Here is a 13,087-nt window from a genome sequence, read left to right on the forward strand (position 1 = left end):
GTCCGGAACCGGAGGCGGTTCGGGTGGCGGCAGATCGGCGACGACCGGCGCCGGCTCGGGTGGAGGCGGTTCCGGCAGGGGCTCCGGCGGTGGCGGCGCCTCGGCCGCCGGTTCAGGCGGTGCCGGTTCAGGGGCAGCCGGCTCCGGGGCCGGCGGCTGCGTCAGGTCGATCTCGACGCGCACGGCGGCGGGCGCCGGCGGCACGGGCTCGTAGCCCGCCACCAGCGCGGCGATCAGGCCGGCGTGCACCGCGACCGAGAGGACCTGCGCCCAGCGGCGTCGAACCCAGCCCATGGCTCAGGGCGCCTTCCCCGCGGCGGGCGCAGCCGGGCCCTCGGCCATCAGCGAGACGCGGGCGAAGCCGGCCTGGCTCACCTGCCCCATCACCTCCATGACCCGACCGTAGCTGAGCAAGCGGTCACCGCGCACGTATACCACCGCGTCGGGATCCTCCCTGGCGAGCGCCGACAGCCGCGGCCCGACGTCGGCCGGCGCCAGCTCCGCGTCGCGCAGGAAGACGCGGCCGTCGCGGTCGACGCTGACGACGACCGGCTGGCGCGGCTGGCTGACCTTCTGCGCCGCGGTCTTCGGCAGCTGCACCGGCACGCCGACCATCATCAGCGGCGCCGCCACCATGAAGATGACCAGCAGCACCAGCATCACGTCGATGAACGGCGTGACGTTGATCTCGGCGACCGGGCGGTAGGAGAACTCGTCCTCCAGCCCGCCGCCGGACCCGGAGCCCATCGGCGCCGCGCCCATCACTCGGCCGCCTTCAGGTGGCGGGCCCGCGTGCGCACCATGTGCCCGGCGAGCCGGCCGACGGCGACCGACAGGCGCTGCGACAGCCGGCCGAGGTCGCTGGTCAGCTTGTTGTAGGCGACCACCGCCGGGATGGCGGCGACCAGCCCGATGGCGGTGGCGAACAGCGCCTCGGCGATGCCGGGCGCCACCACGGCGAGGCTGGTGTCGTTGGACGCGGCGATCGAGGTGAAGCTGTGCATGATGCCCCACACCGTGCCGAACAGCCCGACGAACGGCGCCGAGGACCCGACGGTGGCGAGCACCGGCAGGTGCGCGTCGAGGCGGCGCAGCTCCTCCAGCAGGGCGACGCGCATGGCGCGCTCCAGCCGCTCGCGCAGTTCGGCGCGGGTCTCGTTCGCGTCGTGGTCGTGCCACTCGTGGCGGCCGGCGGCGAGGATGGCGGCGGGCAGGCCCGGCCCGTCCGCCTCCTCGAAGCCGCCGCCGTCGGCGACGGCCGTCTCGAAGCGGCGCGCCTGCGCGTTGGCGCGGGCCAGCACCACCGTCTTCTCCAGCACGATGGCCCAGCACGCCGCCGAGGCGAGCAGCAGCAGCACCATCACGCCCTTCACCACCGGGTCGGCGGCCAGGAACAGGCCGACGACCGACAGGTCATGGTTCGGCATGGGTTTCCCCTCCGGGGCTCAGCGGCCCTGCGGCTTCTCGATGAGGGTCAGGCCGGGGGCCGGCTCGCGGTAGTCGGCGGCGGTCTTGCCGGCCTCGGGGATCTCGATCCAGCGGTGCGCGCCCTTCTCGCACTCCTGCACGACGGGGAAGTACAGCACCGTGCCGGCCGGCTTCTTCGGCAGCACGACCTGGAAGGTGAACTCGTCGTACCAGGCGTCCGGCAGGCTGCCGCCGGTCCAGGCGATCTCGGTGACGCCGTGGGTGATGGTGCGGCCGTGCGACTCGTAGGCCTGGGCGTACTCGCCCTCCTTGGTCGCCAGGGACCAGCCGGGCTTCGGCATCGGCTTGGCGTTGACGGCGCCGACGGGCAGGCGGACGCGGATGGCGGTGGTGGCGGCGCCGTCGCAGCCGTGGCCGACCTTGAGCACGGCCTTGTAGTAGCTGCCGGCCGGGGCCTCGCGGGTCTCCAGGACGACGTGCGCGGACGCGGTGCCGGCCGTCGCGGCCAGGCACAGGAACCCGGCGCCGAGCGCCAGGGCGTGGATGCGGTTCATGAATGGGCTCCGGAACAGGGGATCGGGCGGACGCACCCGTGGCGCGCCCGGCTGAAAACGATCAGACCTGTTGCGGAAGCGGCGGGGCACGCGGGTTGTGCCCGGTCAGGAAGAACGGCTGCGGACGGATGCCCGCCTCGGTCGGCAGCACCGCCGCCCCGTACGCCACCGGTACGGGCAGCGCGTCGTCCGGCGCCGCCTCCAGCCCGTGCGTGCCGAGCGCCAGGCAGAACGCGCAGAGCTGTTCGTGCTCGTGGCTGGCGGGGGCCGGCGCCTCCGGTTGCCCCTGGCGGTCGCCGTGGAGGCCGTGCTGAACGTGATGCGCGGTCGCGATGTCCGCCCGCTGTTGGGCGGCGCGGCGGGCCGCCATGGCGAAGTCCGGGACGGTGGTCTGCACCACCACCGCCAGCACCGCCAGCCACGCCAGCAGCACGCGCCCGAGGTCGGATGCGCGGGGTGCGGTCCTTCCGGTCGGTGCGGTGCGGGAACGGTGGCGGTCGGTCATGCGGCGGCGTTACTCGGCGGCTTGGAGAAGACGATTCGGCCCCATCCCTAGCAACATGCATCCCGCCCGGTAATTGTCCAAGGTCAAGCGGGGACTTTGCCACTCATACGCATGGGCCGGGTGCCTTGTCGAGTTGCCCGTTGCGTCAAGCCGCCGCCCCCAGGCCGGCACCGGCCGGGCTGTCCGGAAAGCCGCTTCAGCGATCACCGCTGCCACAGCGCCGGGGTCTGCGCCAGCTGGGTCAGAAAGCTCTTGACCACCCGCAGGTCGCGCGGACAGGGCGCGCATACCGGATAACCCTGTTCGACCGCGAATCCGAGGATAGGCCGCGGATCGGTGCCTTCTGCGCCCTCGAAGACGTTCCAGGCGCCCTGGCTCCACGTCGCGACGATGGGCCGGCAGGCGCCGGCATCCTCGACCGGCTCGACCCGGAAGTGGACGACGACGGGCCGGGTCAGCTGGGAGGTGACGGAGACCCTCACCACCCGTCCGCCGAGCTTGATCAGATACGTGCAGGTGAGCGGCGCGTCCGGCATGCATGGAAAACAGGCCGGGCGGGCCGGCGGCATGCGCTACCCCCATTCGCGCCCGCGCCGCGCCGGGGGGAACCGCGCCGGCGGCGGCGTGGTTTGTCCTTCACCGGACACACGGGAGGCGCACCATGGACACCGCGAACATCAACGACCCGCGCAGCGTGGAGGCCATCTACCCGCGCTCCGCCTTCGAGCAGGACGTGCGCTGGAACGCGCAGGACAAGACCACGGTGCAGCACGGGCTGAAGCTTCTCGCCGCGCCGGACGCGGAGGGACGCTTCCGGCTGGTGCGGGCGAACCGCCACGTCGGCGAGGTGGAGGACGGGCATCACGCTGCCCTCCTCTGCCCGCAGCTCCCCCAGGGCGAGTACGCGCACTTCGTCCAGGACGACACCGACTACGGCGGCCCGGTGGAGCAGCGCGACCCGCCGGAGGACGCGGAGGATCCCTACCGCGCCTTCATCGCGGACGTGATCCGGACGGCGCGCGCGACCCCCCCGTTGCCGCCGATCCCGGCGGAGCGGCTGCAGGGCTTTCGCGGCGGCTGACCGGGGTCTGGGTTCGGATCAGGACTCCGGATCAGGACTCGGGCGCCGGGCCGGCGGCGCGGGCGCGCAGCCAGTCCACCGCCTCCATCAGCGGCCGGCTTCCCTCGCCGCGCATGTCCAGCCGGACGATGAGGTCGAGCAGTTCATCGGCCGCGTGCGCCATGTCGCCGGAAAGGTCGGGGAGCGTGGGAGCGGTCCGCCCTTGGCGGCGGGCCTCGCGGACGCTGGCGAGGAAGATGATCGAAGCCATGACAGGCGACCTGTAGCGTCTTGTGTGCCCGGCCATCCTCCCACCCGAAGGCCTCCGCGGCCATGAGCCACGTCAAGCGCCCGCGATTCCGCGGTGTCCTGGGGCGTCCTGGGCGTACGGCGGGAGGGGCACCCTGTTGGACGGATAATTTCGCCCAACCTCCTTCGAAAGTTCTATTCAAACCAGTCTGGGATCTGGTATACCATATTCGTAACACAGCGGCCCACGGCCTGTTGTGTCGGCGAGAGACCTCCCCTGCTGGAACGGACCCATGGCGACCCTGGCATTGATCGAAGACGACGCGCTGATCCGCACGAGCACCGAGATGTTGCTCCAGGCCTCGGGGCACCGGGCCATCGCGGCCGAGAACGGCAACGAACTGGCGGAGAAGATCGCGGCCTGGGGCATCCAGCCCGACGCGCTGCTCTGCGACTTCCACCTCGGCCAGCAGACGGCGCTGGAAGCGGTTCCGGAGGCGCTGCGCGAGATCAAGGGCCGCGTGCCGGTGTACGTGATCACCGGCGACGCCTCGCCGGCCGTGAAGAGCAAGATCCAGGCGAACGGCTGGTACCGCCTGTGCAAGCCGCTCACCCCCTACGAGCTGCTGTTCACCGTCTCGCAGATCGAGCGTTCGGCGACGCCCCGCGCGGCGTCGTGACCCTGCCGTCCCGCGACGGACGGCGGGCGGGGGACGGCGGATCGGGGACGGAGCGCGGGCCGCTTCACTCGTCCAGCAGCGCGTCGCAGGCCAGGATGAAGTCGCCGGCGGTGGTGATGTCGCCGGCCAGGGCGGCGCGCGCGGCGGCGCCGTCGCGCGCTTCCAGCCCGTCCAGCATGCCCTGGTGGTAGCGCAGCGCCACCCGGTCGGACAGCCGGCGCGACTTGCTGCGCAGGTCGAAGTTCAACACCGGGCCGATCTGCAGCCACAGCCCCTCGATGATCTGCATCAGCGCCGGCATCTCCGCCGCCTCGTAGATGCGGAAGTGGAAGTCCTTGTTGATGGCGATCAGCCGGCCGGCGTCGGGCTCGGCGTGCGCGTGCTCCGCGGTGAAGGCGGCGTGCAGGGCGCGGATTTCGTCCAGCGCCGGTGGCGTCACCCGCTCCGCCGCCACCGCCGTGGCGTGGCCCTCCAGCATCAGGCGGATGGTGCGCAGTTCCTGGAAACGGCGGCGGGTCAGGATCGGCACGCGCACCGTGCGGTTGGGCAGCACCTCCAGCGCCTGCTCCGCCGCCAGCCGCGCGATGGCGTCGCGCACCGGCATCATGCTGGTGCCCAGCGCCCCGGCCACCGTGCGGATCGACAACCGCTCGCCCGGGCACACCTGCCCGGCCATGATGAGGTTGCGCAGGTCGCGGTATACCCGGCCCGACATGGTCTCGCGGTCGACCTTGCCCAATGAGGCGATGGCGGGCGAGGCGATGGCGGTGGTGGCTTCAGCGGGCATCTTTGCGTACGGATAATCCGCCCTTCGAACATCTTGACGGCCCGGCCGTTCCCTGCAACTGTGATCACATATCGCAGCGATCGCAAGCGTCTTCGCCGCGCCGAACTCCAAAGGAGTCCGCAACCGACCCCATCACCGATCATCCGACGGCGCCCCGGACCACCAGAACGCCGAGAAGCGAGGCCGGCGCGCTCCACCGAAAACCAGGGAGGAGAGACGACCATGAGCACCCGAGGGCATTTCACCCGCCGCGCCGTGCTGAAATCGGGCGCTGGCATCGCCGCGCTGTCGGCCATCGGCGCGCCGGCCATCGTCTATGGCCAGTCCGACGTCATCCGCATCGGCCACCTGACGCCGCGCACCGGCTTCCTCGGGCCACTGGGCGAATACGCGGTGATGGGCGTGACGCTGGCGGTGGAGGAGGTGAACGCGGCGGGCGGCGTGCTCGGACGGAAACTGGAGCTGCTGGCCGAGGACAGCGTCAACCCCTCCACCGCCGCCACCAAGGCCGAGCGCATGATCGAGCGCGAGAAGGTCGCCGCCATCCTGGGCGAGATCAGCTCGGCCTCGGGCCTGTCGATCTCGCAGGTGGCGGGGCGCAACAGGACGCTGTTCATCCAGACCGGCTGCAATTCGGATGAGCTGCGCGGCAAGTCCTGCAACAAGTACATGTTCCACATCGAGGGCGCCAACACGATGTACGTGAAGGCGGTGGGACAGGCGCTGCTGCTGGAGAACATGGTGAAGGGCAAGAAGTGGTTCGGCCTGACCGCCGACTACGCCTTCGGCCACGACCTCTTGCGGGTGACCAAGAAGTTCGCGCAGGAGAACGGCGGCAGCTTCGTCGGCGACGAGCTGGTGCCGACCGACGCCACCGACTTCAGCCCCTTCATCCTGAAGATCCGGCAGGCGCGGCCGGACCTGGTGGTGTCGAACCTCGCCGGCAACCAGATCACCAACTTCATCAAGCAGTACAGCGAGTACAACCTGCCCTTCCCGATCGCCGGCGGCGGCTTCGACACCGCGGCGGCGTGGGGTGCGCCGGACTCCTTCGCCGGCATCTGGCCGTGCATCTGGCACCACACCGTGGCCTCGCCGAGCGCGCAGAAATTCACCGACGCCTTCACCAAGCGCTGGGGCAAGCCCCCGGAGAACCAGGCGTGGGGCGACTATCTCAGCGTCAAGGTGCTGGCGCAGGCGATGGCGGAGACCAAGTCGACCGACAGCACCGCGCTGGTCAAGCACCTGGAATCCGGCGCCAAGTTTGACGTGATGAAGGGACGCGAGGGCTATTTCCGCAACTGGGACCACCAGCTGATCGCCGAGATGTACTCGATCCGGCCGAAGGCGAAGAACCAGCAGAAGGACAAGTGGGACATCCTGGCCCTCGGCCCCGCGGTGCCGGCGGGCGGGCAGGACCTGGAGATCATCGCGCCGACCAGGGAAGAGAACGCCTGCACGTTCCCGGCTTAGCAAAAAGCCCTCCCCCAGCTCCGCTGGGGGAGGGTTGGGTGGGGGCAGCGGCCTCTCGAGCAGGCCGTAGCCCCCCCCTTCCCGCTTCGCGGGCCCCTTCCCTCCCCCGCCGGGGGCGAGGGAGGGGAGTTTAAGGAGTCCCCCGTTGGAACTCGTCTTCATCGTCGAGCAGGTGCTGAACGGGCTGGTGGTCAGCGCGTACTACCTGCTGATCGCGCTGGGGCTGTCGCTGATCTTCAGCCTGGGCGGGGTCGTCAACCTCGCGCACGGCGCCTTCTATGCGCTGGGCGCCTACTTCGCCATCGAGGTCGAGAAGCGGCTGGGCTTCCTCGGCGCCTTCGCGCTGTCGCCGGTGCTGGTGGCGCTGCTCGGCGTCGCGCTGGAGCGCACGATGCTCAAGCGCTTCTACCGCTCCGACCCGATCCTCAGCCTGCTGCTCACCTTCGGGCTCGCCATGGTGATCGAGCAGGTGATCCGCATCGTCTGGGGCGCCGCACCCCTGCCCTTCCAGATCCCGGCGTTCCTCAAGGGGCAGCTGTTCCTCGGCGACTTCATCTACTCCTACTACCGGCTGGCCATGCTGGGCGTGGCGGCGACGGCGGTGGTGCTGACGTGGCTGCTGTTCAACAAGACCTCCTTCGGCCGCGTGGTGCGCGCCGGCGTGCAGAACCCGGACATGGTGGCGGTGCTCGGCATCTCGCTGGCGCCGGTGATGACCATCGTCGTCGCCATCGGCATCGGGCTGGCGGGGCTGGCCGGCGTGCTGCTGGCGCCGATCGCCGGCGTCCACCCGGCGATGGGGACGGAGATCATCACCGCCGCCTTCGTCGTGGTGGTGATCGGCGGCCTGGGCAGCTTCTGGGGCGTGGTGCTGGCCGCCATGCTGGTCGGCGTGGTGCGGGGTCTGGCCGTCTACTACATGCCGCCGGCCGCCGAGGCGTCCATGTACCTGCTGATGCTGCTGGTCCTGCTGCTGCGCCCACGCGGCCTGCTGGGCGAGCGCATCCAGAAGTTCGAGTGAGGGCCGACGCATGACCTCCCCCGCCCTCCCGCGCACCGCCCACCCCGCCCCGGCGCCCTGGACCGCCTGGAGGCCGTCGCCGCCGCTGGTGGCGGCGCTCGGCATCCTGGCGTTGCCCTTCCTGTTCGAGGCGGCGGGGATGACGCTGACCTCGGCCACCGACTGCGTGATCTACGCGGTCGCCGCCATGGGGCTGAACCTGCTGGTCGGCACCACCGGGCTGGTGTCCTTCGGGCACGGCGCCTGGATGGGCATCGGCGCCTACGCCGCGGCGCTGATCCAGCTGAACGCAGCACCCAGGGGCTTCGCGCTGCCGGTGGCCGGCGCGGTGTTGGTCGTCGGCGTCCTGGCGGTGGTGCTGGGCTTCTTCTTCCTGCGGCGGCGCGGCGTCTACTTCTCGCTGATGACGCTGGCCTTCACCGCGATGACCTACGCCATATCCTTTCGCTGGACCGCCCTGACCGGCGGCGAGAGCGGGCTGGGCGGCATCCAGCGGCCGGCGCCGTTCGGCCTCGACCTGGACAACCGCGCCGCCTTCTACGCGACGGTGGGCGTGCTGGCCTTCGGTGCGGTGTGGCTGCTGTGGCGGGTGGTGCAGTCGCCGCTCGGCCGCACGCTGGTGGCGATCCGCGAGAACGAGCAGCGCGCCGGCTTCATCGGCTACGACACGCGCGGCTACAAGCTGGTGGCGTTCGTGCTGTCGGCCATGGTGACGGGCTTCGCGGGGTCGCTGTTCGTGCTGAACCAGCGCTTCGCCTCGGCCGACCCGACCAGCGTCGCCTTCTCGGGCGAACTGCTGGCCATGGTGGTGATCGGCGGCATGCGCAGCTTCCTGGGCCCGGCGCTGGGGGTGGTGTTCTTCATCCTGTTCCGCGAGTTCCTGTCGATCTGGACGGAGAACTGGCTGCTCTACTTCGGCCTGCTGTTCGTCGGCTTCATCCTGTTCTCGCCGGCCGGGCTGGTCGGCATCGGCGCGCGGGTGCTGGGCCTGATCCGCAGGGCGCCGGACGAGGCGGGGGCCATGGCCAACCGCGTGTCGGCGCGGGGTGCGGCGGCCGGCGTGCCGCCCTTCATCGAGCAGGCGGCGTCCGGGAGCACCGCGCTGGTCTGCGACGGCATCTCCAAGAGCTTCGGCGGCATCCAGGCGGTGGCCGGGGTGTCGTTCGCGGTGAAGGACCGCACCATCCACGCGCTGATCGGCCCGAACGGCGCCGGCAAGACGACGGTGTTCAACCTGATCTCCGGCATGTTCCGCCCCGACCTGGGACGGGTGACGCTCGGCGGGCGGACGGTATCCGGCCTGGGGCCGCACGCCATCTGCCAGGCGGGGCTGGCGCGCTCGTTCCAGATCACCAACCTGTTCCCCGGGCTGACGGTGGAGGAGAACATCCGCCTCGCCGCCCAGGCCCGTCACGCGGCGCGGCGCAACCCGTGGATTCCGGCCCTCCGCTTCGCCGCCATCAACGCCGAGACGCGGGCGGTGATCGACTTCATGGGCCTGACCGGGACGGAGCACGCGCTGGCCGGCAGCCTGTCCTACGGCGGGCAGCGGCTGGTCGACATGGGGCTGGCGCTGGCCTCCAAGCCCTCGATCCTGCTGCTGGACGAGCCGCTGGCCGGGCTGGCGGCGGCGGAGCGCGAGCGAATCTCCGGCCTGATCCAGCGGATTTCCCAGCACATCCCGGTGCTGATCGTCGAGCACGACATCGACCGCGTCTTCGGCTTCGCCGACGCGGTGACGGTGATGAACCAGGGCCGCGTGCTGGTCGACGGCACGGTCGAGGACGCGCGCACCGACGCGCGGGTGCAGGAGGTCTACATCGGCTCCGGCACCGCCGCCATCGCCGCCCGCCCGCGCATCGAGGCTGCCGCGACCGGCGGGATGGTGCTGGGTGTCGAGGGCCTCAACGTCCACTACGGCAAGAGCCACATCATCGACGGCGTGTCGATGGAGGTGAAGCAGGGCGAGATCGTTGCGCTGCTCGGCCGCAACGGGGCGGGCAAGTCGACCCTGCTGAAGGGCATCATCGGCGTGGCGCCACCGTCGTCGGGGCGGCTGGACTTCGCCGGGCGGGACCTCATGGGCCTCAGCGCGCCGGAGATCGCGAAGCTCGGCGTCGGCTACGTGCCGCAGGGACGCGGGCTGTTCGCCGGGATGACGGTGGCGGAGAACCTGATGCTCGGCCGGCTGCGCCGGCGCACCGGCAACGGCATCCATTGGGACGAGGAGCGCATCTTCGAATTCTTCCCGCGCCTCAAGGCCCGGCTCGACACTCCCGCCGACTACCTGTCGGGCGGCGAGCAGCAGATGGTGGCGGTGGCCCGCGCGCTGCATGGGGATGTCCGCGTCCTGCTGCTGGACGAGCCGTTCGAGGGCCTGTCGCCCGCCGTGACCGAGGAGCTGTTCGAGGTCTTCGACCGGCTGCGCCGCGAGATCTCCATCATCATCGTCGACCACAACCTCGACCTCGTCCTGGCGCTGTCCGACCGGACCTACGTGCTGGAGCGCGGCCGGGTGGTGCACACCGGCCCCAGCCGGCCGCTCTTGGAAGACCTCGACCTGCGGCGGCGGGTGCTGTGGCTGTGAGAAGAACCATCGGGAGGAAAGCATGACCACCGTCGGCATCGTCGGCGCCGGCCTGATCGGCCGCGCCTGGGCCATCGTCTTCGCGCGCGCCGGCTGCGCCGTGCGCCTGACCGACGCCGCGCCGGACGCCGCCCGCACGGCGCTGGGCATCATCGGCGACAGCCTGCGCGACCTGCGCGGCGCCGGCCTGCTGGACGAGGCGCCGGACGTGGTGCTGGCGCGGATCGCCATGGCCGGCGACCTCGCCGGCGCGGTCGCCGACGCCGACTACGTGCAGGAGAACCTGCCGGAAGACCGCGACCTCAAGCGCGCGGTGTTCGCCGCCATGGACGCGCTGGCCCGGCCGGATGCCATCTTGGCCAGCTCGACCTCGGCGATCCCCGGCTCCGCCTTCACCGAGGGACTGGCCGGGCGGGCGCGCTGTCTGGTGGCGCATCCGGTCAACCCGCCGCACCTCGTGCCGCTGGTCGAGCTGTGCCGCACGCCCTGGACCTCCGACGACGTGGTCGCCCGCGCCCGCGCGCTCCACGAACAAGTCGGGCAGGTGCCGATCACCGTGCAGAAGGAGGTCGAGGGCTTCGTGCTGAACCGGCTGCAGGGGGCCCTGCTGAACGAGGCGTTGAAGCTGGTGGCGCACGGCTACGTCTCGGCCGAGGACCTGGACAAGACGGTGCGCGACGGCCTCGGCCTGCGCTGGTCCTTCATGGGGCCGTTCGAGACCATCGACCTCAACGCGCCGCAGGGGGTGGCGGACTACGGTGCCCGCTACGGCGGCTTCTACGACCGGCTGGCGGCCGAACCGCTGCCGCCCTGCGGCTGGCGCCATTCCGTGGTACAGACGATCGACGCGGAACGCCGCGCCGCCCTGCCCGCCGGCCGGCTGGGCGAGCGGCAGGCGTGGCGCGACCGCCGGCTGATGGCCCTGGTGGCGCACAAGAAGGCCGCGGCGGCGAAGGACTAACGGAGGGAACGAGATGCTGGGAGCACAGGGAATGGATTTCGGCCTTGCCGGCCGGCGGGTGCTGGTCACCGCCGGGGCGGCCGGGATCGGGCGGGCCATCGCCGACGGCTTCATCGCCGCGGGCGCCAAGGTGCACGTCTGCGACATCGCCGACGATGCGCTGGCCGACTTCCGCGAGGCGCACCCGGAACACCGCGCCACCCGCACCGACGTTGCCGAGCGCGCGCAGGTCGACGGGCTGTTCGACGCGATCGAGGCCGACTGGGGCGCCCTGGACATCCTGGTCAACAACGCCGGCATCGCCGGCCCGACCAAGCCGGTGGAGGAGATCTCCGACGCCGAGTGGCACCGCACCATCGCCGTCAACCTGGACAGCCACTTCTTCTGCCTGCACCGCGCGGTGCCGCTGCTGAAGCGCTCGCAGGACGCCTCCATCGTCGCGCTGTCGTCGGTGGCTGGGCGGCTCGGCTACGCCTACCGGCTGCCCTACGCGGCGGCGAAGTGGGCGGTCGTCGGCATGGTCAAGAGCCTCGCCATCGAGCTGGGCGAGCACGGCATCCGCGTCAACGCCATCCAGCCCGGCGTCGTCCAGGGCCCGCGCATCGAGGCGGTGATCTCGGCCCGCGCCGACACGCTCGGCGTCTCCTACGACGCGATGGAGGCGGAATACCGCGACAAGGCGTCGCTGAAACGCATGGTGACGGCCGAGGACATCGCCAACACCGCGCTGTTCCTGTGCTCGACCGCCGGCCGCAACATCAGCGGGCAGGCGGTCAGCGTGTGCGGCAACCTCACGGCGCTCTGAGACGCAAAAGGGAAGGAAAGGCACCCATGACCAGCAAGAAGCCCGGCCGCAAGGTGATCGTCACCTGCGCGGTCACCGGCGGCATCCACACGCCGACCATGTCGCCGCACCTGCCGGTGACCGCCGACGAGATCGCCGAGGCCGCCATCGGCGCGGCCGAAGCCGGCGCCACCGTCATCCACCTGCACGCCCGCGACCCCGAGACCGGCCGCCCCAGCCAGGACCCGGCGCTGTTTTCCAAGTTCCTGCCGCGCATCAAGCAGAGCACCGCCGCGGTCATCAACCTGACCAGCGGCGGCGCGCCCACCATGACGGTGGAGGAACGCCTGCGCCCCGCCGCCACCTTCAAGCCGGAGGTGGCGTCGCTCAACATGGGCTCGATGAACTTCGGCCTGTTCCCGATGCTGGGCCGCTACCAGGACTGGAAGCACGACTGGGAGCCGGCCTACCTCGAGGGCAGCCGTGACGTGGTGTTCAAGAACACCTTCAAGGACATCGAGTACATCGTGCAGACCTGCTCGGGCAACGGCACCCGGTTCGAGTTCGAGTGCTACGACACCGCGCACCTCTACAACCTCGCCCACTTCCTCGACCGCAAGCTGGTGACGCCGCCGCTGTTCGTGCAGACGGTGTTCGGCATCCTGGGCGGCATCGGCCCGCACCCGGAGGACGTGCTGCACATGAAGCGCACCGCCGACCGGCTGTTCGGCGACCAGTACGTCTGGTCGGTGCTCGGCGCCGGGCGCAACCAGATGCCGATTGCCGCGCAGTCGCTGGCCATGGGCGGCAACGTCCGCGTCGGGCTGGAGGACAGCCTGTGGTCCGGCCCCGGCCGTCTCGCCCAGTCCAACGCCGAGCAGGTCAAGACCATCCGCAAGGTGATCGAAGGCCTGTCGCTGGAGGTCGCGACGCCGGAGGAGGCACGGCAGCTGCTGGCCCTCAAGGGCGGCGACGACGTGAATTTCTGACGCCGATCC

Annotated in this window: 15 protein-coding genes and 1 pseudogene; 8 read left to right on the top strand and 8 right to left on the bottom strand. The window is 71.1% G+C overall.

From position 1 onward, the window contains the following. The 6 genes and pseudogenes from TSO221_RS23295 to TSO221_RS23320 form a co-directional block, all read right to left on the bottom strand. Window positions 1–294: pseudogene (locus TSO221_RS23295) on the bottom strand (hypothetical protein); the annotation flags it as partial. A 3-nt stretch (window positions 295–297) separates the two neighbouring features. Next, a complete protein-coding gene (locus tag TSO221_RS23300; protein WP_109120913.1) occupies window positions 298–762 on the bottom strand; it encodes an ExbD/TolR family protein in 465 nt (154 codons plus the stop codon). Further along, window positions 762–1,427: a MotA/TolQ/ExbB proton channel family protein gene (locus tag TSO221_RS23305; protein WP_109120914.1), complete on the bottom strand. Its 666-nt coding sequence runs from the start codon at window positions 1,425–1,427 to the stop codon at window positions 762–764. The genes TSO221_RS23300 and TSO221_RS23305 overlap by 1 nt, the downstream gene beginning before the upstream one ends. Window positions 1,428–1,445: 18 nt before the next feature. Further along, window positions 1,446–1,982, bottom strand: a complete 537-nt coding sequence (locus tag TSO221_RS23310; RefSeq protein WP_109120915.1) for a DUF1775 domain-containing protein — start codon at window positions 1,980–1,982, stop codon at window positions 1,446–1,448. 61 nt (window positions 1,983–2,043) lie between these two features. Beyond that, on the bottom strand, window positions 2,044–2,487 hold the full coding sequence (locus TSO221_RS23315; protein WP_109120916.1) for a DUF2946 family protein: 444 nt from the start codon (window positions 2,485–2,487) through the stop codon (window positions 2,044–2,046). 203 nt (window positions 2,488–2,690) lie between these two features. Beyond that, a complete protein-coding gene (locus tag TSO221_RS23320) occupies window positions 2,691–3,056 on the bottom strand; it encodes a hypothetical protein (protein WP_146208887.1) in 366 nt (121 codons plus the stop codon). Window positions 3,057–3,148: 92 nt separating this feature from the next. Here TSO221_RS23320 and TSO221_RS23325 point away from each other — a divergent pair, with 92 nt between their 5' ends. Then, the gene (locus TSO221_RS23325; protein ID WP_109120918.1) at window positions 3,149–3,568 is read left to right on the top strand and encodes a hypothetical protein; all 420 of its coding nucleotides are present in this window, start codon (window positions 3,149–3,151) and stop codon (window positions 3,566–3,568) included. A 31-nt stretch (window positions 3,569–3,599) separates the two neighbouring features. Here TSO221_RS23325 and TSO221_RS23330 read toward each other — a convergent pair whose 3' ends face one another. Beyond that, window positions 3,600–3,818 carry a hypothetical protein gene (locus TSO221_RS23330; RefSeq protein ID WP_109120919.1) on the bottom strand — a complete coding sequence of 73 codons (219 nt, stop codon included), beginning with the start codon at window positions 3,816–3,818 and terminating at the stop codon, window positions 3,600–3,602. A 271-nt stretch (window positions 3,819–4,089) separates the two neighbouring features. Here TSO221_RS23330 and TSO221_RS23335 point away from each other — a divergent pair, with 271 nt between their 5' ends. Continuing rightward, window positions 4,090–4,476, top strand: a complete 387-nt coding sequence (locus tag TSO221_RS23335) for a response regulator (RefSeq protein ID WP_109120920.1) — start codon at window positions 4,090–4,092, stop codon at window positions 4,474–4,476. A gap of 64 nt (window positions 4,477–4,540) precedes the next feature. Here TSO221_RS23335 and TSO221_RS23340 read toward each other — a convergent pair whose 3' ends face one another. Further along, window positions 4,541–5,263, bottom strand: coding sequence for a GntR family transcriptional regulator (locus tag TSO221_RS23340; RefSeq protein WP_109120921.1), 723 nt, complete (start codon window positions 5,261–5,263; stop codon window positions 4,541–4,543). A gap of 222 nt (window positions 5,264–5,485) precedes the next feature. Here TSO221_RS23340 and TSO221_RS23345 point away from each other — a divergent pair, with 222 nt between their 5' ends. From TSO221_RS23345 to TSO221_RS23370, 6 genes are all read left to right on the top strand, one after another. Beyond that, the gene (locus tag TSO221_RS23345; protein WP_109120922.1) at window positions 5,486–6,736 is read left to right on the top strand and encodes an ABC transporter substrate-binding protein; all 1,251 of its coding nucleotides are present in this window, start codon (window positions 5,486–5,488) and stop codon (window positions 6,734–6,736) included. A 145-nt stretch (window positions 6,737–6,881) separates the two neighbouring features. Next, window positions 6,882–7,757 (top strand): branched-chain amino acid ABC transporter permease, encoded by an 876-nt coding sequence (locus TSO221_RS23350; protein ID WP_109120923.1) that lies wholly within the window; start codon window positions 6,882–6,884, stop codon window positions 7,755–7,757. Between the two features lie 10 nt (window positions 7,758–7,767). After that, a complete protein-coding gene (locus TSO221_RS23355; protein ID WP_109120924.1) occupies window positions 7,768–10,344 on the top strand; it encodes a branched-chain amino acid ABC transporter ATP-binding protein/permease in 2,577 nt (858 codons plus the stop codon). 22 nt (window positions 10,345–10,366) lie between these two features. Further along, on the top strand, window positions 10,367–11,305 hold the full coding sequence (locus tag TSO221_RS23360; RefSeq protein WP_109120925.1) for a 3-hydroxyacyl-CoA dehydrogenase: 939 nt from the start codon (window positions 10,367–10,369) through the stop codon (window positions 11,303–11,305). 31 nt (window positions 11,306–11,336) lie between these two features. Continuing rightward, window positions 11,337–12,110 carry an SDR family oxidoreductase gene (locus TSO221_RS23365; RefSeq protein WP_109120926.1) on the top strand — a complete coding sequence of 258 codons (774 nt, stop codon included), beginning with the start codon at window positions 11,337–11,339 and terminating at the stop codon, window positions 12,108–12,110. Between the two features lie 26 nt (window positions 12,111–12,136). Next, a complete protein-coding gene (locus TSO221_RS23370) occupies window positions 12,137–13,078 on the top strand; it encodes a 3-keto-5-aminohexanoate cleavage protein (RefSeq protein ID WP_109120927.1) in 942 nt (313 codons plus the stop codon). Window positions 13,079–13,087 lie beyond the last annotated feature (9 nt).

Source organism: Azospirillum sp. TSO22-1, from assembly GCF_003116015.1.
Lineage (GTDB): Bacteria > Pseudomonadota > Alphaproteobacteria > Azospirillales > Azospirillaceae > Azospirillum.